Source organism: Alishewanella sp. BS5-314, assembly GCF_025377695.1.
Classification (GTDB): Bacteria; Pseudomonadota; Gammaproteobacteria; order Enterobacterales; family Alteromonadaceae; genus Alishewanella; species Alishewanella aestuarii.
The window spans coordinates 24839-47618 of record NZ_JACEHJ010000002.1; the positions used below are offsets into that span (position 1 = coordinate 24839).

Annotated in this window: 23 protein-coding genes; 8 read left to right on the plus strand and 15 right to left on the minus strand. The window is 52.3% G+C overall.

Annotated elements, in window-relative coordinates:
- Nucleotides 1-62: 62 nt before the first annotated feature.
- The 6 genes from rbfA to H1D31_RS04665 all read left to right on the plus strand — a co-directional run bounded on the left by rbfA (nucleotide 63) and on the right by H1D31_RS04665 (nucleotide 6196).
- Nucleotides 63-473, plus strand: coding sequence for a 30S ribosome-binding factor RbfA (gene rbfA, locus H1D31_RS04640; protein ID WP_197408368.1), 411 nt, complete (start codon nucleotides 63-65; stop codon nucleotides 471-473).
- Nucleotides 473-1423 carry a tRNA pseudouridine(55) synthase TruB gene (gene truB, locus H1D31_RS04645; RefSeq protein WP_261256510.1) on the plus strand — a complete coding sequence of 317 codons (951 nt, stop codon included), beginning with the start codon at nucleotides 473-475 and terminating at the stop codon, nucleotides 1421-1423. Before rbfA ends, truB begins: the two co-directional genes overlap by 1 nt.
- A 99-nt stretch (nucleotides 1424-1522) precedes the next feature.
- Complete coding sequence (gene rpsO / locus H1D31_RS04650; protein ID WP_008608749.1) at nucleotides 1523-1792, plus strand: 30S ribosomal protein S15; 270 nt, start codon at nucleotides 1523-1525, stop codon at nucleotides 1790-1792.
- A gap of 169 nt (nucleotides 1793-1961) precedes the next feature.
- Entirely contained in the window at nucleotides 1962-4082 is a 2121-nt protein-coding gene (gene pnp / locus H1D31_RS04655; protein WP_008949884.1) for a polyribonucleotide nucleotidyltransferase, read from the plus strand.
- A 1-nt stretch (nucleotide 4083) separates the two neighbouring features.
- Nucleotides 4084-4977, plus strand: a complete 894-nt coding sequence (gene nlpI / locus H1D31_RS04660; RefSeq protein ID WP_008608747.1) for a lipoprotein NlpI — start codon at nucleotides 4084-4086, stop codon at nucleotides 4975-4977.
- Nucleotides 4943-6196 carry a hypothetical protein gene (locus H1D31_RS04665; protein WP_261256515.1) on the plus strand — a complete coding sequence of 418 codons (1254 nt, stop codon included), beginning with the start codon at nucleotides 4943-4945 and terminating at the stop codon, nucleotides 6194-6196. The genes nlpI and H1D31_RS04665 overlap by 35 nt, the downstream gene beginning before the upstream one ends.
- Here the strand turns inward: H1D31_RS04665 and H1D31_RS04670 are convergent.
- The 15 genes from H1D31_RS04670 to leuS all read right to left on the minus strand — a co-directional run bounded on the left by H1D31_RS04670 (nucleotide 6193) and on the right by leuS (nucleotide 20288).
- On the minus strand, nucleotides 6193-6552 hold the full coding sequence (locus H1D31_RS04670) for a PilZ domain-containing protein (RefSeq protein ID WP_083216285.1): 360 nt from the start codon (nucleotides 6550-6552) through the stop codon (nucleotides 6193-6195). The genes H1D31_RS04665 and H1D31_RS04670 overlap by 4 nt on opposite strands.
- A 125-nt stretch (nucleotides 6553-6677) precedes the next feature.
- On the minus strand, nucleotides 6678-7166 hold the full coding sequence (locus H1D31_RS04675) for a hypothetical protein (protein WP_261256521.1): 489 nt from the start codon (nucleotides 7164-7166) through the stop codon (nucleotides 6678-6680).
- Between the two features lie 383 nt (nucleotides 7167-7549).
- The gene (lipA, locus tag H1D31_RS04680; protein ID WP_261256523.1) at nucleotides 7550-8515 is read right to left on the minus strand and encodes a lipoyl synthase; all 966 of its coding nucleotides are present in this window, start codon (nucleotides 8513-8515) and stop codon (nucleotides 7550-7552) included.
- A gap of 1 nt (nucleotide 8516) precedes the next feature.
- A complete protein-coding gene (gene lipB, locus H1D31_RS04685; protein ID WP_008608723.1) occupies nucleotides 8517-9170 on the minus strand; it encodes a lipoyl(octanoyl) transferase LipB in 654 nt (217 codons plus the stop codon).
- 79 nt (nucleotides 9171-9249) lie between these two features.
- Nucleotides 9250-9531 (minus strand): DUF493 family protein YbeD, encoded by a 282-nt coding sequence (ybeD, locus tag H1D31_RS04690; protein WP_065955896.1) that lies wholly within the window; start codon nucleotides 9529-9531, stop codon nucleotides 9250-9252.
- Nucleotides 9532-9598: 67 nt separating this feature from the next.
- Complete coding sequence (locus H1D31_RS04695; RefSeq protein ID WP_065955895.1) at nucleotides 9599-10762, minus strand: D-alanyl-D-alanine carboxypeptidase family protein; 1164 nt, start codon at nucleotides 10760-10762, stop codon at nucleotides 9599-9601.
- A 37-nt stretch (nucleotides 10763-10799) separates the two neighbouring features.
- Nucleotides 10800-11714: a septal ring lytic transglycosylase RlpA family protein gene (locus H1D31_RS04700; protein WP_065955894.1), complete on the minus strand. Its 915-nt coding sequence runs from the start codon at nucleotides 11712-11714 to the stop codon at nucleotides 10800-10802.
- Between the two features lies 1 nt (nucleotide 11715).
- A complete protein-coding gene (rodA, locus tag H1D31_RS04705; protein WP_261256529.1) occupies nucleotides 11716-12837 on the minus strand; it encodes a rod shape-determining protein RodA in 1122 nt (373 codons plus the stop codon).
- Nucleotides 12830-14698 (minus strand): penicillin-binding protein 2, encoded by a 1869-nt coding sequence (gene mrdA / locus H1D31_RS04710; RefSeq protein WP_176714619.1) that lies wholly within the window; start codon nucleotides 14696-14698, stop codon nucleotides 12830-12832. Before mrdA ends, rodA begins: the two co-directional genes overlap by 8 nt.
- 2 nt (nucleotides 14699-14700) lie before the next feature.
- Complete coding sequence (gene rlmH / locus H1D31_RS04715) at nucleotides 14701-15171, minus strand: 23S rRNA (pseudouridine(1915)-N(3))-methyltransferase RlmH (RefSeq protein ID WP_008608716.1); 471 nt, start codon at nucleotides 15169-15171, stop codon at nucleotides 14701-14703.
- A 6-nt stretch (nucleotides 15172-15177) separates the two neighbouring features.
- Complete coding sequence (gene rsfS, locus H1D31_RS04720; protein WP_008949876.1) at nucleotides 15178-15498, minus strand: ribosome silencing factor; 321 nt, start codon at nucleotides 15496-15498, stop codon at nucleotides 15178-15180.
- Between the two features lie 37 nt (nucleotides 15499-15535).
- Nucleotides 15536-16195: a nicotinate-nucleotide adenylyltransferase gene (gene nadD / locus H1D31_RS04725; protein ID WP_065955892.1), complete on the minus strand. Its 660-nt coding sequence runs from the start codon at nucleotides 16193-16195 to the stop codon at nucleotides 15536-15538.
- The gene (gene holA / locus H1D31_RS04730) at nucleotides 16182-17225 is read right to left on the minus strand and encodes a DNA polymerase III subunit delta (RefSeq protein WP_008949874.1); all 1044 of its coding nucleotides are present in this window, start codon (nucleotides 17223-17225) and stop codon (nucleotides 16182-16184) included. The genes nadD and holA overlap by 14 nt, the downstream gene beginning before the upstream one ends.
- Entirely contained in the window at nucleotides 17225-17701 is a 477-nt protein-coding gene (gene lptE / locus H1D31_RS04735; protein ID WP_065955891.1) for an LPS assembly lipoprotein LptE, read from the minus strand. Before lptE ends, holA begins: the two co-directional genes overlap by 1 nt.
- A 1-nt stretch (nucleotide 17702) precedes the next feature.
- On the minus strand, nucleotides 17703-20288 hold the full coding sequence (leuS, locus tag H1D31_RS04740; RefSeq protein WP_261256540.1) for a leucine--tRNA ligase: 2586 nt from the start codon (nucleotides 20286-20288) through the stop codon (nucleotides 17703-17705).
- 159 nt (nucleotides 20289-20447) lie between these two features.
- Here leuS and H1D31_RS04745 point away from each other — a divergent pair, with 159 nt between their 5' ends.
- Nucleotides 20448-20912, plus strand: coding sequence for a zinc ribbon-containing protein (locus tag H1D31_RS04745; RefSeq protein WP_065955889.1), 465 nt, complete (start codon nucleotides 20448-20450; stop codon nucleotides 20910-20912).
- A 381-nt stretch (nucleotides 20913-21293) separates the two neighbouring features.
- Nucleotides 21294-22778, plus strand: coding sequence for a SulP family inorganic anion transporter (locus tag H1D31_RS04750; protein WP_261256542.1), 1485 nt, complete (start codon nucleotides 21294-21296; stop codon nucleotides 22776-22778).
- The last annotated feature ends 2 nt before the right edge of the window (nucleotides 22779-22780 follow it).

The following is a 22780-nucleotide window of genomic DNA, read 5'->3' on the forward strand; positions in this document are numbered from 1 at the left end:
GGTTGCCCCTGTTGTGTTTAAGTCTCGGCAGCGCTGCGCTGCGACATGAGACTAAGGATAAGATAATGAAAGAATTTTCTCGTGTTGACCGTCTGTCACAACAGATGAAAAAAGAAATGGCGGTGATCCTGCAACGTGAAATTAAAGATCCACGGCTGCATACCATGATCACCGTCTCCGATGTTGAAGTATCGCGCGACTTATCGCATGCCAAGGTGTTTGTGACCTTCCTTGGTATGGATGATAGTAAGGTTGAAGACAACCTGAAGATCCTGAATGAAGCCTCAGGTTTTATCCGCAGCTTAATTGGCAAAAGGATCCAAACCCGCATTGTGCCGCATATTCGCTTTGCCTTTGATCAGTCGCTGAATGAGGGGATTCGGATGGCCAATCTGGTAGATACAGTTCGTAAAGATGACGAGCGTAAGCGCCAGCAAGCTGGCCCGAATCCGGAAGCGGAAGAACTGGAATAATGCGCGCCCGTAAGAATGCCCGGCCGGTACATGGCATCTTGCTGTTGGATAAGCCGTTAGAGGTCAGTAGTAACGGTATTTTACAACGGGTACGCTGGTTATATCAGGCGCAAAAAGCCGGTCATACCGGCGCGCTGGATCCGATGGCGTCTGGCTTACTGCCTATTTGTTTTGGTGAAGCGACTAAGTTTAGCCAATTTTTGCTGGATACCGATAAAACCTATCAGGTGACCGCCACCTTTGGTATCCGTACCACCACCAGTGATGCCGAGGGCGAGGTCGTTAGTGAAAAAGCAGTCAGTTTTAGCGAGCCTGAGCTGACCACAGCGATGCAGCAGCTGAGCGGGGATATTTTACAGGTGCCGACGATGTTTTCGGCGTTGAAGTATCAGGGCCAGCCCCTGTACAAATATGCCCGGCAGGGCATTGAGGTGCCACGCGAAGCGCGGCCGATCAGCATCTATCGATTCGAGTTGCTGTCACGTACGGCACAGACCGCAGATTTTATTGTGCATTGCTCCAAAGGCACCTATATCCGCACGCTGATTGATGATCTGGGCGAACTACTGGGCTGTGGTGCCCATGTCAGCCGGTTGCACCGGGTGCAGGTAGGGCCTTTTCAGGCAGCACAGATGGTGAGCCCGGCACAGTTGGAAGCGCTTAATGAACAGCAGGACTGGGCGGCGTTGGATGCATTACTGTTACCGATGGATGCCGGGTTACAGGGCTTACCCAGCCAGGTTCTGGATGCTGCGCAGCAAAAAGCCATTATGCATGGCCAGAGTTGTCAGGTTGCCGCCGCTGATGCCGAAGTGGTAAAGCTTTATGCCGAATCAGGTCAGTTGTTGGGTATTGGTGAAATTGTGTCTGGCGAACTGAGTAGCCGGCGGCTGATTAATCTGGCGGCGTTAGCACCGACAGTTGCCGACGACAGCAGTTTACTTGCTTAAAACAGGCCGGCCCTGTACAATGCGTCGGCAGTTTTGCTGCCGCTGGATGAGTGATCGGCGGCTAGCGTATCTTAGTTCACTCACATTTGGAGACATACCATGTCATTAAGCGCTGCTCAAAAAGCACAAATCGTTGCTGAATACGCTGTTAAAGCGGGCGACACCGGTTCACCAGAAGTACAGGTTGCTCTGTTAACCGCTTCTATCAACCACCTGCAAGGCCACTTTGCCGAGCACAAGCATGACTTCCACTCACGTCGTGGTCTGCTGCGCATGGTTAGCCAGCGCCGTAAACTGTTAGACTACCTGAAAGGCAAAGATCTGGCGCGTTACAGCAGCCTGATCGAGCGTTTAGGCTTACGTCGTTAATCGACGTCAGTAAAAGAAGAGGCTTTCGGGCCTCTTTTTTTATGGCCAAAATTTTTTCTGGCAAAAGAACGGAACTATCTTTTGTCACAGCTTACAGAGTATACTAAGCAAGCAAATAAAACAGAGCAACACATCGCAATTCGGCGATTAAGACAAAGGAAAACACCACGTGACTCCCATCGTAAAATCATTCCAGTTCGGCCAACACACCTTTACTTTAGAAACCGGCGTTATCGCCCGTCAGGCAGATGCCGCAGTGCTGGCCAGCCTGGGAGATACTGCTGTTTTAGTAACAGTAGTGGGCAAAAAAGAAGCTAAGCCTGGTCAGGACTTCTTTCCGTTAACCGTAAACTACCAGGAAAAAATGTATGCAGCTGGCCGGATCCCGGGTGGCTTTTTCAAACGTGAAGGCCGGCCAAGCGAAGGCGAGACGTTAACCTCACGTTTAATCGACCGGCCAATTCGCCCACTGTTCCCGGAAGGCTTCACTAACGAAGTGCAAGTTGTTGCTACTGTGGTGTCAGTACAGCCAGAAATTCAACCGGATATCGTGGCGCTGATTGGTACCTCTGCTGCTTTAGCCATCTCTGGTATTCCGTTCAGTGGCCCTATCGGTGCGGCCCGTGTTGGTTATATCAATAACCAGTACGTGTTAAACCCATCAGAAGAAGAACTGAAAACCTCTAAGCTGGACTTAGTGGTTGCCGGTACGCAAAACGCGGTATTAATGGTGGAATCGGAAGCCGGTATCCTGTCAGAAGACGTGATGTTAGGCGCCGTTATGTACGGTCACCAGCAAATGCAAACTGCAATCAATGCCATCGTTGAATTTGCCGGCGAAGCTGCTAAGCCAGCCTGGAACTGGGTTGCCCCTGCGAAGAACGACGCCCTGATCGCAAAAATCGCTGAGCTGGCGACTGCCGATTTAGGCGATGCTTACCGCATTACCGAGAAAGCCAAACGCTATGAGCGCATTGGTGAAATTAAAGCCGCTCTGATTGAGAAATTATCCGCTGAGCTGGCAGAAGGCGAAGCGTTGAACCTGACGGAAGTCGGTGAAATTTTCCACAATTTAGAATCGAAAGTGGTGCGTGGCCGCATTACCAAAGGTGAGCCGCGTATCGATGGCCGTGATCCGGAAATGATCCGTGGTTTAAGCGTGATGACCGGTGTGTTACCACGTACTCACGGTTCAGCCCTGTTCACCCGGGGGGAAACTCAGGCGCTGGTGACTGCGACCTTAGGTACGGCGCGCGATGCGCAAAGCGTTGATGACTTGCTGAGTGCCAAAAACGATACCTTTATGCTGCACTACAACTTCCCTCCGTACTCAGTGGGCGAAACCGGCATGATGGGTTCACCGAAGCGTCGTGAAATCGGCCACGGTCGTCTGGCTAAGCGTGGTGTGCAGGCGGTAATGCCATCGTTTGACGAGTTCCCGTACACGGTGCGTGTGGTATCAGAAATTACTGAATCGAACGGTTCAAGCTCAATGGCCTCAGTCTGTGGTTCGTCACTGGCACTGATGGATGCCGGTGTACCAATCAAAGCCTCAGTGGCCGGTATTGCCATGGGTCTGGTTAAAGAAGGTGATGACTTCGTCGTGCTGTCTGACATTCTGGGCGATGAAGATCACCTGGGTGATATGGACTTTAAAGTGGCCGGTACAGCTGAAGGTATCACAGCACTGCAGATGGATATCAAGATCGATGGTATCACTCAGGAAATTATGCAAATCGCGCTGAAGCAAGCGAAAGCGGCTCGTCTGCATATTCTGAATGTGATGGATCAGGCGATTAGCTCGCACCGCTCAGAGATGTCTGAGTATGCACCGCGCATCTACACCATGAAGATTAATCCGGAGAAAATCCGTGAAGTTATCGGTAAAGGTGGCGCCGTAATCCGTCAAATCACTGAAGAGTCCGGTACCACCATCGAGCTGGAAGATGACGGTAGCATCAAGATTGCTGCCACCACCGCGAAAGCGGCGCAGATTGCTATCGATAAGATCAATGCTATTACTGCTGAGATTGAAGTTGGTGCTATCTACCAGGGTGAAGTGGTGCGGATCGTTGATTTCGGTGCTTTCGTTAATGTGCTGCCAGGTAAAGATGGTCTGGTGCATATTTCACAAATCTCTGATGAGCGCGTAGCGAATGTTGCTGATCATCTGCAGGTTGGCCAGAAAGTGGCAGTGAAAGTACTGGAAGTGGATAAGCAAGGCCGCGTGCGTCTGAGCATCAAAGAAGCCACGGCGAAACCAGCTGCAGAAGCGGCTACAGAAGCTTAATGTGACCAAAACGCTGTATAAGCTAGCCCTGCTTGCAGGGCTTATTACCCTAACCGGCTGCGCACAGCGGCCGGTAACACCGGCAGAGGCCTGGCTGACGCCAGAGCCACTGCAGGTGCCTTACCGTAATGAGTTGGCGATCGCCCGCTTATCTGAAATTCTGCAACGGGCTGAACTGACTGAAGCACAAAGTGCCCAGTTATTTTATGACCGTGGCGTGATGTACGACAGTGTAGGCCTGCGCTCACTGGCCCGGCTCGACTTTATGCGCGCCCTGCGTTTAAAGCCGGATATGCCGGAAGTTTATAATCTACTGGGTATTCATTACACCCTGAGCGGTCAATTCAGCGAAGCGTACGAAGCCTTTGATTCTGCGCTGGAGTTGGCGCCGGATTATGATTTCCCGTATCTGAATCGTGCCATTGCCTTTTACTATGCAGGCCGGCTGGATTTGGCAGAAGCTGACTTTGCCCAGTTTTATCAGTTAAAACCCAATGATCCCTACCGGGTGTTATGGTGGTACATTGGCGTGGCAGAAAGCAGACCTGAGCAGGCGCAGCAGCAGCTGCGGCAACAGCTGAGTTTGCTGGATCCGGATGATTGGGCCACCAATCTGGTGCGTTTCTACGCCGGACAACTGTCAGAGCAGGCGCTGCTGCAATCCATTCTGCAGGGACTGAATAATCCGCGTCATCTGGCAGAGCGTTTATGCGAAGCGTATTTTTACCTGGCGAAGTGGCATCAGGCGCGGGGTAATCTGGAGCAGGCACTGATTTATTACCATAAAACGCTGTCGACCAATGTCTACGAGTTTGTCGAACATCGCTATGCCAGAATGGAAATAGCCAGGATCCGCGGCGATGAGCCGAGCCATGAACAGCATGAGCAGCACTAGCGCTGCGACTGTATTTAAAAAAAGCCGGCTTGCTGGCTTTTTTCTTTTGCTTGGTGTTGTCGCCTGTCAGGACGCGCTCACGACCGAACAACAGCTACTTTCCCGCGCCAGCACTGACGGCGCCGCTGCTGCGCAATTAGCCCGCTTACGACTGGCCGAGAATGATCTGACTGCGGCGTTACAGTGGTGGCGTCAGGCTGCTGCGTTGGATGCCCCCGGTGCGCTGGAGCATGCGCTGATGCTGCAAGTCCGGCTCGAAGGTAAACTGGCGACGGCTCATTGGCTTACTGCGCAGCAAGCTGCGGGGCAAGACTATACTCATCAGCTGCAACCCCAGTTACTGGCGGAGCTCGGGCTCTGGGCTATGCCACCGCAAACCGAGTTTAGCGCGGCGGAAAATCTGGCGGGCGCCAGTTGTAGTTTAAGGATCCAGCCGGTGGTGACCTCAGCCGCGGCTGAGCGTACCTATCAACTGTTAGCGCAGCAGTGGCAGCAGGATCCGCAACTCAGCCAACTGCCGGTTTGTTTCGCCGCTGTGGTCAGAGTGCAGTCAACCTTGCTAAATTGCAGCGAACAAGCAGCCAGCCGCATCCATTGTGAGTATCAGCAATTGCGGCAGCTGGTGCAGCAAGGCCAGTTTCAACAGCTGTTATTACTTGGGGGGCGCGGTATTGCCAGTTTTAATAATGGCATTATCCAACTGCCAGAAGATGCCAATCTGGCTTTACTACGGCATGAGTTTTTACATATTGCCGGTTTTCTTGACGAATATGCGCTCTCTGCGCTGGCTGCCCGCGCCGTTTGCCAGAGCGGGCGGATCGCGCCTAATCTGTTAGTCGGCGCGGATAACAGCACATTAGCGCGCTATCGGCAGCGGTATCGGGTTGCTGCGCAGGATATCGAGCTGACCGCTGTTGACACCTGCCAGGCCGTGGGCTTGCAGGCTTATCGGCCGGTGGCGGCGGTAAACAGTATGCGGCATTTTGAAGCCCCGTTACCCCAACTGTATTTTGACTTGTTGCAACAAGAGTTAGAGCAGGCAGCGTTGTTAATGCCAGTACAGTATTATTTTGCTTATCTGGCACGGCAGCAGGAGGCGTGGCTGGATTGGTATCAGTTGATGCACACAGCGGCGGGGTTCGGTTATCCGCCGGCGATCCGGGCTTTGAGTAAGCTTAATCAGACGACAACAGCCGCTGCCGCAGCAGCAGAAGACTAATCGTGACTGCTTAACTCGGCCAGCTCACGTTCCAGCAAGGCCGCATCACCCAGGTTTAGCTCCAGTAAACGGCGCAGATGACTGATACTATCAATATCGATTTTCTGGCAGTACAGACCCAGCAGGTCCTGATGCTGATGCGCGATTAACACCTGCATCGAGATTTCCTCTACACTATCACTTAGCTGCAGCCGCAATAGCATCGGCTCTGTCGTTAGCGGCAGGCTCTGCGCCGGGCTGCGGACCAGGGCGCCTTTCAGCGACAAGTCCAGTACTTCGGTCGGGTAGCTATGGCCAGCAACGTCCAAATGAGCTCTGCTGAAAAAGCGCACTCTTTTATAATGTCTCTGCTCCATACTACCCCCTAAGTTTTTAATTAGCTTAGCAGATATCTTCGAATTACAAAGCTCATTTGTACTGGATCTGTGCGTGGCAGTAGCGTCAGTACAACGTGACTATAAATTACTAAGCAGCATGCTGATTAAGGCTGGTTAACATATTCTATATACCAGCCGTCTGCTAACGGCTTGGTAAAATGCATTTTCTCTCTGAAATTACGATTCTCTCTTAAATGAATAGCTGGGCGGTACTCGGCCAATGCTGCTGGTTGATAGCTAAATCCCATTTCAGTGCCATCTCCAGCGAACCCGTAAGACCATTGTGGTACGTAAAGTGAGCATTCTGGTTGACCGTCCTGATGAATAACCAGGCTTTTTGCATCAATATTGTGCAGTAAAGTATTAATTTTTAAAACATGTTCGGCTAAATGCTCCGGATACTCTGAGGCGGTATCTATTTTATAATGATGAAACTTAGTATTGAGCATAGATTTTAGCTGGCAACCCGTATCGGCCAGCTGATTAAAAGAGGAGCGATGAGTTGTAAAAATCTGGCTTAGCTCATCGATATCGGGCCGTTCAGTACAACCGGATATCATTGATATCAATAATAACATTATAAAAAACTTCATATGTAGATATCCAAAGTATAATTATGCTTACATTTAAAGTAATAGTATTACAATTTATTGATGTTTGGCGAGATGTTCCTTTAAAACCAAAAGCCGAAGCTGGATGCTGTTAAAGCAAGCTTAACTTGCTTGAGCACTTAGCTACCAGGCGTTTTAAAGGGGGGATGATAACCTGCGGGGCAGGTTCACGGGCAAGTCTGGTTCAAGCTGAACGGCACCGAACCACTCAAGCCGCCAGTAACGATTATCGGATGGGAATTCCTTGATCCGTGGAATCCCCTTCATTAAGCCACTCCGCTATTACAACGAAGTGGCGTTACAAAATAGCGATGTACAGTACAAAATAGCATTGTAGAGTACTATTTAGCGTTGTAAGTCAGAGCTTAGCAGATATCTTCACCTGCTGCCTGACGGTCTGCATGATAGCTGGAGCGGACAAAAGGGCCGCAGGCAGCATGTTTAAAACCTAACTCATCGGCATAGGCTTTGATCTCTGCAAACTCTGCCGGTGGCATATAGCGTTTTACCGGCAGGTGGTGCTTACTTGGTTGCAGATACTGCCCCACGGTTAACATATCTACCTGATGTTCGCGTAGATCGCGCAGCACTTCTAATAACTCTTCAGTGGTTTCACCCAAACCCACCATTAGGCCAGACTTGGTCGCCACCTGCGGGTGTAATTGCTTAAAGCGCTGTAGCAGGGTCAGTGACCATTTATAGTCCGCTCCAGGCCGTGCCAGCTTATACAGACGCGGTGCCGTCTCCAGATTGTGGTTAAACACATCAGGTGGGTTTTTACTTAAGATCTCCAGTGCCACATCCATCCGACCACGGAAGTCCGGTACCAGTACTTCAATTTTAATCTCCGGGCTATATTTACGAATGGCTGCAATACAGTCGGCAAAATGCTGGGCACCGCCATCACGTAAGTCGTCGCGGTCTACTGAGGTAATCACCACATACTTTAACTTCATATCGCGAATGGTCAGTGCCAGCTTTTTTGGCTCTTCAGCACTGGGTGGCAGCGGCCGGCCATGGGCGACGTCACAGAACGGGCAGCGACGGGTACAGATGGCACCCAAAATCATAAAGGTGGCGGTACCGTGGTTAAAACACTCGGATAAATTGGGACAGGAGGCTTCTTCGCACACAGAATGCAGGCCGTGTTTGCGCAGTGCGCCTTTGATTTCGTCGATCCGCTCGGTGCTTTTCGGCAGTTTGATCTTCAGCCATTCTGGCTTGCGTAACATCTCGTCGCGCTCGGTGGGCAGTACCTTTACCGGGATTAATGCCATTTTCTCCGCATCGCGCAGCTTAACGCCGGGTTCCATACGTGCTGTTTTGGTCATTTTAGTTCTCTAACCCTGTTTTAACCACCGGGCTGCTAATTGCCAGATGTTGTTGAAAAAGTTCGGCCATGACGGTTGCGGCCTCAGAGACTTGAAGCGGTCCGCCCAGCTCACTACATTGTACCATTTGCATACCGGCATAACCGCACGGGTTGATCCGGCTAAAGGGTTCCATATCCATCTGCACATTCAAGGCCAGACCGTGAAAGGTACAGCCTTTACGTACCCGCAGCCCGAGCGAGGCGATCTTCGCTCCCGCAACATAGACGCCAGGTGCATCGGGTCGGGCTTCGGCGTTGATGTTATAACGGCGCAACAGCTCAATCAGAATATTTTCCAGCATGCTGACCAGCTGGCGCACGCCCAGATTACGGCGCTTGATATCCAATAGTACATAAGCCACCAACTGGCCCGGGCCGTGGTAGGTGACCTGACCGCCGCGATCCACCTGTACCACCGGAATGTCTCCCGGAAACAGCAGATGTTCGGCTTTACCGGCCTGCCCCTGGGTAAAGACCGGTGGATGCTCTAACAACCAGATTTCGTCCGGCGTGTTACTGTCGCGCAGATCGGTAAACTGCTGCATGGCCTGCCAGATCCGGCTGTAGTCCTGCAGACCCAGCTGGCGGATCACCAGTTGCTCGGTAATAGACAAGGTAAGCTCCGTGCTGATTTAAGCGGGCATTATACTGGATAAGTCGCGGATTTCGAGTACCTCTGGCGGCGTAAACTGCTCAGAGTACGTAGCGCACCAGCTCAATTTTGCCAAGCTCAGTGTACAGTAATTCAATATGCGACTTACTGGTGACTGTCACCTGTACTGTCACCGAATGGTAGGTTCCCTTGCCGCTGGGCTTAACACTGGGGCTATAATCGGCGGCGTCGGCATGTTGGCGGATCACCATCATCACCTCGTCAACCAGCCGTGCATCGGCCAGACCCAGTACTTTAAAATTAAACTGGCAGGGAAATTCCAGAAACTCATCAAAACGGGTATTTTTAACTTCAGTGACCATCTGCTTTACTCAGTAAAAATAAAAAAGTCCCGGCCAGGCCGGGACTTAGCTTAATCTCGGTGTGGCGTTATTGAAACTTTAACTTCACAGCATCAACCAGCCGGCTGAAAAAGCCTGCCTGTTCAATACTTTCCAGGGCCACAAGCGGGTAGCTGCCAAGCTGTTCATTGTTCAGCTGCAGCACCACCTTGCCAACCACATCGCCCTTGTTAATGGGGGCGATCAGTTGCTGATCCAACTGGATGTCTGCTTTTAAATTCCGACGCTGACCACGTTGTAAGGTCACAGTCGCATTTTCCGCCAGACCGACCGCAACCGTTGGCTGCTGACCTTTCCACAGTCGCTCGTCGGCCAGTTTTTCACCGGCCTGATGGGTAGTGACGGTTTCAAAAAAACGGAAACCATAGGTCAGTAACTTTTTATTTTCGGCGGCGCGGGCGCGCTCATTAGCCGTGCCCATGACCACCGACACCAGCCGCATACCTTCACGGGTGGCTGAGGTGATCAGGCTAAAGCCGGCTTCTTTAGTATAACCGGTTTTAATGCCATCTACTTCCAGGCTGCGATCCCACAGCAGGGAGTTACGGTTGTGCTGGGTAATGTTATTAAAGGTGAACTGCCGCTCAGAATACAGGGCGTATAAGTCTGGTACATCCCGGATCAGTGCCCGCGACAGTACGGCCATATCACGCGGCGTAGTGTACTGCTCGTCCAGATGTAAACCATGACTATTGCCAAAGCGGGTATTGACCATGCCCAGACGCTCGGCGTGCGCATTCATCAGATCGACAAAGGCACTTTCGGTGCCGGCGATATGTTCTGCCATGGCAACACAGGCATCATTGCCTGACTGGATCATAATACCACGCGCCAGATCTGCGACTTTGACCTGAGCGCCCACTTCAATAAACATCAGCGAAGAGCCGGGGAAGTTTCTCGACCAGGCGCGCTCGCTAACTGTAACCATATCGTCCAGACTGATATTGCCCTGTTTCAGCTCCATACCGATAACATAGATGGTCATCATCTTGGTTAAACTGGCAGGGGCCAGCGACATATCGGCATTTTCTTCCGACAGTACCGCGCCGGTATCATAATCGACCAGAATATGCCCTTTCGCGGCCACTTGCGGTGCCTGTGGCATCACACTTTGTGCGCTGGCTTGCGCTACCAGAAATGCACTGCTTACGGCTAAGGTTGCCGCACCAAAAACCTGATAATAACTGTTCATAGCACCTTTCTTATAAGTTCGGGACTAGCTGGAGTGATCAGCCGCACTGACCACCATCGACAAAAAATGCCTGCGGATAGCTGCCGGTGCGGAACTGATTCAGCCATTGTTGCGCCAGTTGGCTATCCGAGGTTGGACCTATTAACAGCCGGTGTAAGCCGTTACCGGAGCGGATCTCCGTTGGTACTGACCACTGGCTGGCAATTTGTTGCTGCAACTGACGCGCTCTGTTGTTGTCACTGATCGCAAACAGTTGGATATAGCATTGTCTGTTCGGTAGTTCAGCACTTCTAATCCGTGTTTCACCGGCACTGGGCGGCGCCGCGCGCTGCATCGGAATGCCTTGTTGCCCTTGTTGCTGCGCCAGCATCGCCGGCGATTTTATCAGCTCAACCTTAACCCTGGCTGTACCGCGTTGTAGCATGCCGATTTTATGGGCTGCTGAATAAGAGAGATCAATAATCCGGTCCTGGTGGAAAGGGCCGCGGTCATTGACCCGCACAATAGCGCTTTGGTTATTATCCAGATTGGTTACCCGCACATAAGACGGCAACGGCAGGGTTTTATGGGCCGCGGTCATGGCGAACATATTGTAGATCTCGCCATTCGAGGTATGGTAACCGTGAAATTTATTGCCATACCAGGAGGCAATACCGACTTCGGTATGCTCGGTCAGCTGTTGTAACGGCAGGTAATCCTGGCCGAAGATATTGTATGGGTTATTACCACCGCGGCTCAACGGCTCGGCCTTGGGTACCGGGTCGGTCATTTCCAGCAAGGTCGGTAAGCGGGGCGGTTTGCTGTCGGTTTCATCACGATAGCGACCGGCATTCGGTGATACCATCGATGGTGGTTTTGCCGCCGGTGTACCCGGGGCTGGTGGTTTGCTGCTACAGGCCGCCAGGGTAGCGGCAGCAAGCAGGGTGATCAGGCTGAGGCGTAATTTAGTCATATCAGGTTTGGGCCATACTGCGTTTATGTGTACTTACCGACATAATAATGCCAAAAGCGGCCATCATGGTCACCATCGAGGTGCCACCATAACTGACCAGCGGTAACGGCACCCCAACAACCGGTAACAGCCCGGAAACCATGCCTATATTGACGAACACATAGACGAAAAATGTCAGGGTAAAGCTGCCGGCAACCAATTTGCCATAATTATCCTGTGCCCGGGTGGCGATAAGCAAGCCCCGGCCAATAATAAACAAATAGATAGCCAGTAAAAACAATACGCCGACCAGGCCAAATTCTTCACTTAGCACTGAGAAAATAAAATCGGTATGACGCTCTGGCAAAAACTCCAGCTGCGACTGGGTACCCTGCAACCAGCCTTTACCATGCACGCCACCAGAGCCAATGGCGATCTTGGATTGGATAATATGATAGCCTGAGCCCAGCGGGTCACTTTCCGGGTTGAGAAAGGTCAGTACCCGGCGCCGCTGATAATCGTGCATGCCAAACAGCCAGAGCACGGGCGCAAAGGCAGATACCAGTGCCACGATAAAGGTGATGAGCTTCCAGCTCATCCCGGCCAGAAATAAGACGAAAATGCCGGCCGCGGCAATCAGAATAGCAGTGCCCAGATCCGGTTGCTTGGCAATCAGCAGCGTCGGGATCACACACATTAAGAAACCAACCGTCAGATGGCGCTTTTTCGGCGGCAGGTTATGCGAGGCAATAAACCAGGCAATCGCCATTGGTACTGCCAGCTTCATAATTTCGGACGGCTGAAACTTCATAAAACCCAGGTCCAGCCAGCGTTGGGCACCTTTACCGACATGACCAAACAGCAATACCGCCACCAATAGCAGGGTACCGACAATAAACAGCGGCAATGACCAACGCCGGATAGTGAGCGGGTTGATTTGCGCTACCCCGATCATTACCGCAAAGGCCAGACCCAGGCGGATAATCTGCGCTTCGACCATCCGCTCGCTCTGGCCAGAGGCGCTGTAAAGCACCAGCAGACCATAGCCGATCAGCGCCAGTAGGCCCAGTAACAGCGGCGTATCGATATGAAAAAACGCCAGCCGGCTGATGCGGGTTTTCGGGTTAACCAGACTGTCATTCATTGCTATTGACTCCGGCACTGAAATAATAATCCATCAACTGACGGGCAATGGGCGCGGCTGTGCTGCCACCACCGCCAATATTTTCTACGGTAACGGCGACAATAATGGTTGGATCAACCGCCGGTGCATAACCGACATACATGGCATTATCGCGCAGCCGCTCATCCAGTGCATTGGCATCGTATTTGGCATCCTGCGCAATTTTTACCAGCTGGGCAGTACCGGTTTTGCCGCCTGAGCTATAACTGGCGCCACGAAAGGCGTTAAAGGCGGTACCCTTTTGCGTACTGACGGTTTGCTCCATCGCATCGCGGATCACTTGCCAGTTGCGTGGGTTAACCACATTGACGGTCGGTTGCAATTCGGTACTGACCTGCTCGGTGCCGGCATCATTCGTCAGAGTTTTCGCCATATGGGGGATCGGCAGCATGCCATTATTCAGTAAGGCGGCGGTGGTGGTCATCAGCTGGATTGGTGTAGAAGTCCAGTAGCCTTGGCCGATACTGACCGCGACGGTGTCACCGTGATACCAGGGCTGGTTATGCCGGGCGCGTTTCCAACCGCGTGACGGCATATTGGTGTTGGACTCTTCCAGAATATCAATACCGGTTTTTTCACCAAAACCAAGCTTGTTCATATAATCAGAAATACGGTCAATCCCGAGTTTGACCCCCATATCATAAAAGAAGGTATCACAGCTCTCGATAATGGCACTGTAAACATCGACCCAGCCATGCCCCCAGCGTTTCCAGTCGCGGTAACGATGCTCGACGCCGGGTAGCTGAAAGAAGCCCGGATCCCAGATCCGGGTGCTGGGGGTTATAGTATTGGTTTCCAGCCCCAGCAATGCCAGATGCGGCTTAATGGTAGAGGCTGGCGGATATACGCCTTGCGTCACCCGGTTAATCAGCGGCCGGTCCGGTGAATTTAACAACGCATTGTAATTGGTACTGCTGATACCGTGCACAAAGAGGTTAGGGTCGTAGCTGGGATTACTGTAAAACGCCATCACGGCACCATCGCGGGGATCCATTGCAACAATAGCCCCGCGCTTACCTTCCAGTAACTGCTGGGCGGTGAGTTGCAGGCCCACATCCAGATTAAGCTGAATATTTTTACCCGATTGCGCCGGTACCGAGCGTAATACCCGGATCAGGCGGCCGCGGTTATTCACCTCAACTTCCTGATAACCCATGGTTCCGTGTAATTCGGTTTCGTAGTAGCGCTCTAAGCCAATTTTGCCGATATCGCGGGTGGCGGCGTAATTTGCCAGTTGGTCGCTCTCTTCCAGCCGTTTCAGGTCGTTGGTATTGATGCGGCCGATATAGCCCAGCGCATGGGTAAACAAATTACCGAACGGGTAGTGGCGGCTAAGACGGGCTTCGACAGTGACGCCGGGAAAACGGTGCAGGTTAACCGAGATGATTGCCACTTCTTCATCATTGAGCTGCTCTTTCAGCGCTATGCTATTAAAGCGACGCTGTTGGCGCACATCACGCAGGAAGCTTTGTTGTAACTCGTCCGGGATCTCGATTAGCAGCGCCAGCTCTGCCACCGTTTCGGTCATATTTTCGACCTGCTCCGGTACCAACTCGAGGGAGAACACCGGCCGGTTCTCAGCCAGCAAAATACCGTTACGGTCAGTGATCATGCCGCGGTTTGGCGCCAGTGGCACCACTTTAATCCGGTTACCCTCGGAGCGGGTTTGGTAGATCTGATAGGATTTCACCTGCAGGTGATACATATTAACAATTAACACGCAAAACAGCAGGCTGACTACCAGCATAGCGGTCAGCGCCCGCCGGCTGAACAAGCGGGCTTCGGCAGCAACATCCTGCATAGTGACGCGTTTTTTCAGCATGCCTACTCGCGGTGATAAGGGTGATTGGTACTAATACTCCAGGCGCGGTACAGGGCTTCTGCCATCACCACCCTGACCAGCGGATGCGGCAGCGTCAGCGCCGAGAGTGACCATTTGGCTTCGCTGGCTGCAATACAGGCTGGCGCCAAACCTTCCGGGCCGCCCACCAGTAAGCAGACATCACGGCCATCCTGTTGCCATTCCTGTAACTTGCCGGCCAGCTGCGGGCTGGTCCAGTTTTGACCCAGCACTTCCAGCGTCACGATGCGGCTACCTTTGGGCACTGCCGCCAGCATTTTTTCGCCTTCTTGCTCTAAAATGCGTTTGATATCCGCATTTTTACCGCGCTTACCAGCGGCAATTTCAATCAGTTCAAACGGCAGATCACGGGGAAAGCGACGGGCATATTCCTCAAAGCCGGTTTGTACCCAGGCAGGCATCTTGGTACCCACGGCAATCAGGATCAACTTCATAACTACTTAACCGCCCCAGAGCTTTTCCAACTGATAAAAATGCCGGCTTTCTTCCTGCATCACATGCACGACAACACTGTCCAGATCCAGTAATACCCATTCCCCCGAGGCTTCACCTTCGATGCCCAGTGGTTGAACGCCTTGTTTTTTCACTTCTTGCGCCAGGTACCCGGCAATAGACTTCGCGTGGCGGCTGGAAGTTCCAGAGCAGATCACCATAAATTCGGTGACGCTGGATTTACCCCGGACATCTAAGGTCACGATATCGCGGGCTTTCATGTCATCAACCTTGTCTACGACAAAGGCGACCAGTTCGTTTGTTTGCACCCTTATTCCTCATGCAAGCTAAAAGGGCGCTATTTTATCACACTTTGGCAGCGGAAACAGCGCAACCATAGAGCCCGTGTTGCTGAATATAACTAAGTACCGCTGGCGGTAGCATGGCCTGCACGGCTGGGTCCACGGCTAACTGCGCACGGACAAAGGTTGCGCTTTGTGGAAAATCCGGATTATCCAACAGCAGGATGCCACCGGCTGGCAGTGTGCTGAGCTCTGGCAGGCTGATGCCGTATTGGGTGAGTAGCGCTGGTGCGTCGCCATCCTGTGCGCTATAGCCGGGGCGCTTAAGTACGATCAGATGGGCCAATGTCAGGATCTGCTGCCACTGATGCCAGCTGCGAAAATACTGCAGTGAGTCCATGCCAATAATAAAACACAAGTGCGCAGCAGGATCTTGCTGCTTTAGCAGCGTCAGGCTATTTACCGTGTAAGACGGTTGTTGCAGGCTCAGTTCCAGCGGTTCGAGCTGCAGCTTTGGCTCTGCACTGATAGCCAGCTCGACCATCCGTGCCCGCTCGACACTGCTGACGCCCGGACTGGCACGGTGCGGCGGCAGATGGCAGGGCATCAGCTTAACGCTATCTAAAGCGCAGTGCGTCAGCACATAACGTGCAACTGCCAGATGGCCAAGATGGATCGGATCGAAGGTGCCGCCAAAAATCCCTACTAGTTTAGTCTGCGTCATACTGTTGCAAAGCAAAGGTTTTGGCTACCGGATGGCAGAATAAGGTCACCAGATGTAATAACGCCAGCGTGGTGTTAGTCAGCCGGCCGGCTTTAAATAAGCGATCAAAGGCCGCCAGTTCCTGTAACAAATAGTTTTGCCAACCCCGGCTAAGTCGCTGCAGGGCTTGTTGATATAATGGCTGGCGTTTCGGCCAGATCGCCAATTGTTTAAACTGTGCGCTCAGTTGGCCTTGTTGCTCCGCCTGGGCCAGCTGTTGCAGGATGCTCAGCTCTTTATGTAATTGCCAGGCGATAATCACCGGCTCAGTGTCCTGTTCCAGCAAGCGCTGCAGCCGGTGTGCGGCTTCGGCACTATGCCCGGCCAATACCGAATCGGTCAGTTGAAACACGTTGTAGCTGGAATGATCGGCTAAAAAGCGGCTAAAGGTCTCGGCATCAATGCGGCTATCCGGATGGGTCAGTGCCAGCTTTTCCAGCTCCTGCCGGGCGGCCAGCAGGTTGCCGGCACAGTGTTGTTGCAGCAAATTCAGCGCATCAGAGCTTAGCTGCAACTGTAACTGGCGGGCGCGTTGCTGCAGCCATTGCAGTTGTTGCCGCTCATCCAGTGGGTAAATGGCCACTTGCACGGCCTGCTCTGACAGTTGTTTAAACCAGGCCAGTTTGCTGACTTCACTAAAGCTGCGACTGCCATGCACCACCAGCACGATATCGGGATGCAGTTTGGCAGCCAGTTGCTTCAGTTGTTCGTTGACGGCAGCCGGCGGTTTGGCTTGTGCCAGTTCCAGTTCAATCAGCCGCCGCTCGGCAAACAAGGACATGGCACTGAGTTCGTTATCCAGCTGCTGCCAGTCGAACTGGGCATCAGCGCTAAAGCTCAGCCGCTCCAAAAAGCCTTGCGGTTTGGCCGCGTGCCGGATCGCTTCGATGGCTTCCAGTTTTTGCAGTGGCTCTTCGCCAAAAATCAGATAACAGGGCGCCAGCCCCTGTTGCAGCTGGGCTGGCAATTGATTGGCGTACAGCTTCTGCATCAGCCCAGGCGAGCCAGTTGGCGGATAATACGGTTGGCAGCCTGCTGGCGTAATTCGCTTAACAGCAGCTCCAGTTCCTGGGCTTTCGCCAGGGCCTGATTCGGATCATCCTGATAATCACGGTATAACTCGAACTGATAAAACTGTTCCTGCTCGCCGGGTAATTGGATCCGATACTCGACTTTGTAAATCAGCTCATATTCGGCAACCTGGCCATTGGCAAACAGCGACAGGGTGCGCCGCTCCAGCGTATCGCGCACCAGCTGCAGCGCCGGTCTGTCTTGCTGGTAACTGCCCAGTAACTCGACCTGATTTTGACTAAAGCGCTGTTTTAACAGCGCTGCCAACTCAGAGTGCGCTTCGCTTTGCACATAGATGGCCGGAAACTGACTGAGCGGCAGATTGCCGCGCAGGTGAAAGCCGCAGCTGCTCAGCAGACTGAACAGCAGCGCCAGCAGTGTCAGGCGCCAGGCCATCTTAGCCCACCACCAGATTAAGCAGTTTACCCGGTACGTAAATCACCTTTTTCATGGCGACGCCGTCCAGATAACGCTGCACATTCTCATCCAGTTTGGCGATAGCCAGTACCGCATCCTGCTCTGCAGCAGCCGGTACGGTAATTTTAGCGCGCACCTTACCGTTGATTTGCACCACCACCAGTTTCTCGTCTTCGACCAGGGCGCTCTCGTCGACGCCAGGCCAGGCGACCTGTTCAATCAGGCTGCTGTTACCCAGCTCGGCCCACAGATACTGCGCTACATGGGGCACGATCGGGTTTAATAACTGCAGCAGCGCATTGCAGGCCTCGTGCATCACAGCACGGTCCAGCGGCGTGGCCAGACTGGCTTTTTGCAGCTTGTTACTCAGCTCCATTACCGCCGCGATAGCAGTGTTAAAGGTATAGCGACGACCGATATCGTCGGTAACCTTAGCAATGGTTTTATGTAGCTCGCGGCGCAGGGTTTTTTGCTCGTCATTTAGCGCGTCTAGCTGCAGTTCGCCTGGCACACCCGCTGCCAGCACATCATGGATCAGCGTATAGATCCGCTTGATAAAGCGGTGCGCGCCCTCAACGGCGGAATCTGACCATTCCAGCGTTTGCTCTGGCGGCGCAGTAAACATCATAAACAAGCGCACGGTATCGGCACCGTACAGATCGATAACTTTTTGCGGGTCGATACCGTTGTTTTTCGATTTCGACATCTTGCTCATGCCGGCAGATAACACCGGCTGGCCGTCGGTTTTCAGGATGGCCTGGGTAATGCGGCCCTTCTCATCGCGCTCAACCTGTACGTCTTGCGGCGAGAACCATTCTTTGCCGCCATTGTCGGTTTCGCGGTAGAAAGTTTCGGCCAATACCATGCCCTGACATAACAAGCGTTTAAACGGTTCGTCGCTTTGCACCAGACCGACATCGCGTAACAGTTTATGGAAAAAGCGGGCATACAGCAGGTGCAGGATGGCGTGTTCAATGCCACCGATATACTGATCAACCGGTAACCAGTAGTTGGCTTTCTCCGGATCCAGCATCGCCTGATCATAATCCGGGCTGCAGTAGCGGGCATAATACCAGCTTGATTCCATAAAGGTATCGAAGGTATCGGTTTCATGGAACGCGGCTGCGCCCTGATATTGGGTTTTCGCCCATTCCGGATCAGCTTTAATCGGCGAAGTCACGCCGTTCATCACCACATCTTCCGGTAAACGTACCGGCAGCTGCTCGGCCGGAACCGGCACCACGCTGCCATCTGCCAGATTTAACATTGGGATCGGTGTACCCCAGTAGCGCTGGCGTGATACACCCCAATCGCGTAAGCGGTAGTTCACTTTAACTTCGCCCTTGCCCAGCTGTTGCAGCTTGGCTGCAATAGCGCTAAAGGCGGCGGCAAAGTCCAGGCCGTTAAATTCGGCTGAGTTAATCAGCAGACCTTTTTCGGTATAAGCCGCGTGCTCCAGTGTGACACTGCTGCCATCCGCTGCGGTAACCACTTGCTTAATCGGCAACTGATACTTGGTGGCAAACTCATAATCACGTTGGTCGTGGCCCGGCACCGCCATCACGGCACCTGAACCGTAGTCCATCAGGACAAAGTTGGCGACCCAGATCGGTACCTGCTCACCTGTCAGCGGATGAATGGCGTACAGGCCGGTGGCACAGCCTTTTTTCTCCATCGTTGCCATTTCGGCTTCGCTGACCTTGCTGCCTTTAATATCTTCGATAAAGGCGGCCAGAGTGCTGTTGCTCAGTGCCGCTTGCTGCGCCAGCGGGTGCTGGGCGGCTACCGCGACATAGGTCACACCATACAGCGTATCCGGACGGGTAGTATAGACTTCCAGCTCAGTGTCGCTGTCAGCGACGCCAAAACGGATATTGACGCCCTCGGAGCGTCCAATCCAGTTTTTCTGCATGGTGCGGACTTGTTCCGGCCACTCGGTTAACTGTTCCAGATCCTCTAATAACTCTTCGGCATATTGAGTAATACGAATAAACCACTGTGCCAGCTCGCGCTGCTCAACTAAGGCGCCGGAGCGCCAGCCGCGGCCATCAATCACTTGTTCGTTCGCCAGTACGCACTGATCCACCGGGTCCCAGTTTACCGTTGCCATCTTTTTATAAACCAGGCCTTTTTCATACAGCTTGGTGAAGAACCATTGTTCCCAGCGATAGTAATCCGGTTTGCAGGTGGCAATTTCCCGATCCCAGTCGTAACCAAAACCCAGCCGTTTTAGCTGTGTTTTCATATAATCGATATTGGCGTAGGTCCACTTAGCTGGCGCGGTCTTGTTATTAATCGCAGCGTTTTCAGCCGGTAAACCAAAGGCATCCCAACCCATAGGTTGCAGCACATTTTTACCCTGCATCCGCTGAAAGCGGCTGATCACATCACCGATGGTGTAATTGCGCACATGGCCCATATGCAGGCGGCCACTTGGATAAGGGAACATCGATAAACAGTAAAATTTCTCTTTGTTTGGATCTTCAGTTACTTTAAAAACATTCTGATCCTGCCACTGCTGCTGCAGGGCGGTTTCAATCTGCTGCGGGTTATATTGCTGTTGCATTGAGCTCTTCCAGAAAAGTCGGGGATGACCCGGCGTCAGCCTCAGGCTGAAATGGGTAAAAAAAGTGGCTATAGCATACCTTAGCCGCGGTTTGACAACAATAAGCTACCCTTTGTCTATACTCAGAATAGCGTTGCTAAATTACCAGTGGAGTACAAGATGGCAGACTTTAACGCGAAATACCGCAACTGGCTTAAAGACCTGAGTCAGACACTGCAACAGGCAGGGCAAGAACAGCTGCAAAGTATGCTGGATGTTGCCGACACCCTGAAAGCTTATCTGAAAGCTGGTAAGGAGCTCAGTGCCTATGAGACGCAACTGTTTCTAGAAACGCTGAAAAGTCAGTGGCAGCAAGCAGCTGCCGAGGAGCAGCAACCTTCGATGTGGACTGAGGAGCTGTGGGAGCAATTAAGTCAAATTACCGACCGGACGCAAGTAGAGTGGGCCGAGCTGATTGACGATTTCCAACATCAGGGCGTGTATTATCAGGGCGAATATGTTGGCATGGGCCGCTATCGCTGCAGTCAATGTCAGCACAGTATCGATTATACGCACCCGGCCGAGCTGTTAAGTTGCAGCCACTGTGGTGGCGTACAATTTTTCCGCGACGGCTTGCCGGTTTAGCAGGCTAGAGCCAAGCAGGGGATAATTGCGCTAAAGGACACTTAGTTGCAGTGAGTAAGCTAAGATGGCGATTTTCAATCGTTTTCAGAGGTTAAAACTGCTATAATCCCCCGTCATTTTATAAGGCGGCTGCTAATAAGCACGAGCAGAATCTCTTCTAATTGATTGAAATACAACGAGGGTGGGCCGGTGTAAATAACGCAATATCTGGATAATTTGCCTGGTGCAGTTATTTTTTATGTCTGTAACGCACTAAAGCGAAAAAGCTGTTATTCGCTGGTCGCTACCGGCAGCCATTTCTGTGGTAACAGTAAAGTCACTGCCGACAGGCAACTGCCATTTTGTTGTTATCGATACTGTCAGACTCTTGTTGGATGCTCTATGTTAAATTCCTTACGCCAAACCTGGTTTTCCAATGTGCGGGGCGATGTGCTTTCTGCCTTGGTGGTCGCGCTGGCCTTAATTCCTGAAGCCATTGCCTTTTCGATTATTGCTGGCGTCGATCCTAAGGTCGGCCTTTATGCCTCTTTTTGTATCGCGGTGATTACCGCCTTTGCTGGTGGTCGGCCGGCGATGATTTCGGCGGCAACCGGCGCCATGGCGATACTGATGATTACGCTGGTGCGGGAACATGGTCTCGAATATTTACTGGCCGCAACCTTATTAACCGGGTTACTACAAATCCTGTTTGGTTTACTAAAGCTGGGCGAGCTGATGCGTTTTGTGTCACGCTCTGTGGTTACCGGCTTTGTTAATGCACTGGCGATCCTGATTTTTATGGCACAACTGCCGGAATTAAGTGGGCAACATGGTACCTTGCTGGTGTATGGCATGACCGCGGCGGGCCTGGCCATTATCTATTTGTTTCCGTATATCACCAAAACCATTCCATCCCCTCTGGTGTGTATAGTAGTGTTAACCGCTATCGCCGTTTATTTCCAGCTCGATCTGCGTACTGTCGCCGATATGGGTGAGCTGCCTGATAGCTTACCAGTCTTTTTATGGCCGGATGTGCCGTTAAATCTGGACACGCTAAAAATTATTTTCCCTTATGCGTTGGCGCTGGCCGTGGTAGGTTTACTCGAGTCACTGATGACCGCAACCATTGTTGATGATCTGACAGATACCAGCAGCGATAAGAATCGGGAATGTGTCGGCCAGGGTATCGCCAATATTGGTTCTGGTTTACTGGGCGGCATGGCTGGCTGTGCCATGATCGGGCAGTCGGTGATTAATGTGAAATCCGGTGGCCGCACCCGCCTCTCGACCCTACTGGCCGGTATTTTCTTGCTGCTGTTTATTGTATTTTTAAGTGACTATGTCGGCATGATCCCGATGGCGGCGCTGGTTGCTGTGATGATTATGGTGTCTATTGGCACCTTTAGCTGGAGCTCGGTGCGGGACTTACGTAAAAACCCGCTAAGTTCCAGTATCGTGATGATCGCGACGGTGGTGGTAGTGGTCTTTACGCATAATCTGGCTTATGGTGTACTGCTTGGTGTGTTACTCAGTGCCTTGTTTTTCGCCAATAAAGTGGGCCAGATCCTCTACATCAGTTCTAGCCTGCAAGCCGGTGGCCGCGAGCGGCATTATCAGGTGGTCGGGCAGGTCTTTTTTACCTCGGCGGAGCAATTTGTCGCCGCCTTTGACTTTAAGGAAGCACTGGATAAGGTGCAGATTGATTTAAGTCGGGCGCATTTCTGGGATATTACCGCCGTTAGTTCATTGGATAAGGTCGTACTAAAGTTCCGCCGTGAAGGTACCATGGTTGAGCTGCTGGGGTTAAATGAAGCCAGCGCTACCCTGGTGGATAAATTTGCTGTGCATCAACAGCCTGACGCAGTCGAAAAATTGATGGGACACTAACG

What these genes read in the sequence shown, in the direction of transcription:
- truB (WP_261256510.1), top strand. Translation starts at nt 473, where the DNA reads ATGCGCGCCCGTAAGAATGCCCGGCCGGTACATGGCATCTTGCTGTTG.
- rpsO (WP_008608749.1), top strand. Translation starts at nt 1,523, where the DNA reads ATGTCATTAAGCGCTGCTCAAAAAGCACAAATCGTTGCTGAATACGCT.
- H1D31_RS04665 (WP_261256515.1), top strand. Translation starts at nt 4,943, where the DNA reads ATGAGCCGAGCCATGAACAGCATGAGCAGCACTAGCGCTGCGACTGTA.
- H1D31_RS04670 (WP_083216285.1), bottom strand. Translation starts at nt 6,552, where the DNA reads ATGGAGCAGAGACATTATAAAAGAGTGCGCTTTTTCAGCAGAGCTCAT.
- H1D31_RS04675 (WP_261256521.1), bottom strand. Translation starts at nt 7,166, where the DNA reads ATGAAGTTTTTTATAATGTTATTATTGATATCAATGATATCCGGTTGT.
- lipA (WP_261256523.1), bottom strand. Translation starts at nt 8,515, where the DNA reads ATGACCAAAACAGCACGTATGGAACCCGGCGTTAAGCTGCGCGATGCG.
- ybeD (WP_065955896.1), bottom strand. Translation starts at nt 9,531, where the DNA reads ATGGTCACTGAAGTTAAAAATACCCGTTTTGATGAGTTTCTGGAATTT.
- H1D31_RS04695 (WP_065955895.1), bottom strand. Translation starts at nt 10,762, where the DNA reads ATGAACAGTTATTATCAGGTTTTTGGTGCGGCAACCTTAGCCGTAAGC.
- H1D31_RS04700 (WP_065955894.1), bottom strand. Translation starts at nt 11,714, where the DNA reads ATGACTAAATTACGCCTCAGCCTGATCACCCTGCTTGCTGCCGCTACC.
- rodA (WP_261256529.1), bottom strand. Translation starts at nt 12,837, where the DNA reads ATGAATGACAGTCTGGTTAACCCGAAAACCCGCATCAGCCGGCTGGCG.
- mrdA (WP_176714619.1), bottom strand. Translation starts at nt 14,698, where the DNA reads ATGCTGAAAAAACGCGTCACTATGCAGGATGTTGCTGCCGAAGCCCGC.
- rlmH (WP_008608716.1), bottom strand. Translation starts at nt 15,171, where the DNA reads ATGAAGTTGATCCTGATTGCCGTGGGTACCAAGATGCCTGCCTGGGTA.
- nadD (WP_065955892.1), bottom strand. Translation starts at nt 16,195, where the DNA reads ATGACGCAGACTAAACTAGTAGGGATTTTTGGCGGCACCTTCGATCCG.
- holA (WP_008949874.1), bottom strand. Translation starts at nt 17,225, where the DNA reads ATGCAGAAGCTGTACGCCAATCAATTGCCAGCCCAGCTGCAACAGGGG.
- lptE (WP_065955891.1), bottom strand. Translation starts at nt 17,701, where the DNA reads ATGGCCTGGCGCCTGACACTGCTGGCGCTGCTGTTCAGTCTGCTGAGC.
- leuS (WP_261256540.1), bottom strand. Translation starts at nt 20,288, where the DNA reads ATGCAACAGCAATATAACCCGCAGCAGATTGAAACCGCCCTGCAGCAG.
- H1D31_RS04745 (WP_065955889.1), top strand. Translation starts at nt 20,448, where the DNA reads ATGGCAGACTTTAACGCGAAATACCGCAACTGGCTTAAAGACCTGAGT.
- H1D31_RS04750 (WP_261256542.1), top strand. Translation starts at nt 21,294, where the DNA reads ATGTTAAATTCCTTACGCCAAACCTGGTTTTCCAATGTGCGGGGCGAT.